Below are 1,467 nucleotides of genomic sequence, written 5' to 3'. Positions count from 1 at the left end.
AGTCCTTTATCGCTAAAAGGGTTCTAATATGTTTTCTAGACTGATGATAGCGATTGCAACCACAGTGCTAACGATTGTGATCTCTTGTCTTTTTCCAGCAGTATCACTGGGCAAAAGTGCGATCGCTCAAGTGCCAGGTGTCTATCCATTTAAGTTAGGTGATTTCACAATTACAGCCTTGAGCGACGGCACACTCCCCCAAGATCTGCATACGCTGCTGTCGAATACGAACCCAACAGAAACCGATCGCCTGCTTCAGAAAAACTTTCTGACTAATCCTGTCGAGGCATCAATTAATGCTTTCTTGATCGACACTGGAGATCAACAAGTACTCGTGGACACGGGAGCCGGAACCTTTTTTGGTGCAAAACTGGGTGGCAAGCTTCAAACATCGTTAAAGGCAGCAGGCTATACGCCTAACGAAATTGATGCAATCCTCCTGACTCATATTCATACCGATCATAGTGGGGGGCTGGTCAAAGCTGGTCAACGGATGTTTCCTGCCGCCACGCTCTATGTTGGTAAGCCAGAGATCGATTTCTGGTTCGATCGAGCGAATGCCACGCGATTCAACGTTGCTGAAAAGTACTTTGACGAAGCCGCGAAAACGGTCAAACCTTATTTAGATGCAGGCAAGGTGAAATCGTTTTCTGGCAAGACAGCCCTGCTACCGGGAATCACCGCGCATCCCACACCCGGACACACTCCTGGTCATAGCTGCTACGTGGCGGCAAGCAAGGGCGAGAGCATCGAGTTTTGGGGCGATATTGTTCACTTTGTTTCGGTGCAATTTCCCAAGCCAGAAATTACAGTTGCTTACGATGTCGATGCCAATGCTGCTGTGGCACAACGCAAAACACAGTTTGCGAGAGCGGAAGCATCCCGAATTTTGGTAGCAGGCGCACATTTGCCCTTTCCCGGCGTTGGACACCTTCGGGCAGCAGATCAAGGGTATGCCTGGGTGCCAGTGGATTACCGCTGGCGTGAACCCTAAAGGATTCATAGCAGTCCTTTTAGCAACTTAATGATAGTTGCGATCGCACCACAGTCAAACGTACTATACAAAGGAACACCATGAATCAGCCCAAGTTTTTTGTTACTCCCGGTTATGGCGAATACATGCTGAATGAATTGCATTTCTCGCAAGCCGTAAAAATTGGCGATCGAGTAGAGACATCAGGACAAGGCGGCTGGAATGATGATCTGCAAATTCCCGAATCGATCGCAGACGAAATTGCTCAGGCGTTTCGGAACGTAGAGCGAACCTTGGCGACTGCTGGTGCGGGTTGGGAGCATGTTGTCCACATTAATTCTTACCATGTTGGCGGGTTTCCTCCGGAGGTTAACGATGTGATGGTCAAGCTATTTCGTCATTACATGCCCAACCATGCCCCAATTTGGACACAAGTAGGAGTTGTGGCTCTTGGACTTCCAACGATGCGGATTGAGATCCGCGTTACTGCAATT

General features: G+C 48.8%; 2 protein-coding genes. Both read left to right on the top strand.

The features are described from left to right. Positions 1 to 64: 64 nt before the first annotated feature. Positions 65 to 994 (top strand): MBL fold metallo-hydrolase, encoded by a 930-nt coding sequence (locus tag ACKFKF_RS35040; protein WP_446871943.1) that lies wholly within the window; start codon positions 65 to 67, stop codon positions 992 to 994. A gap of 80 nt (positions 995 to 1,074) precedes the next feature. Further along, positions 1,075 to 1,467: RidA family protein (locus tag ACKFKF_RS35035; protein WP_446871942.1), on the top strand; the 393-nt coding region annotated here is incomplete at its 3' end.

The sequence above is a fragment of the Phormidesmis sp. 146-12 genome (assembly GCF_052939495.1).
Note: the sequence above shows the minus strand (reverse complement) of the source record. Positions and strands in the feature narration are given on the sequence as shown.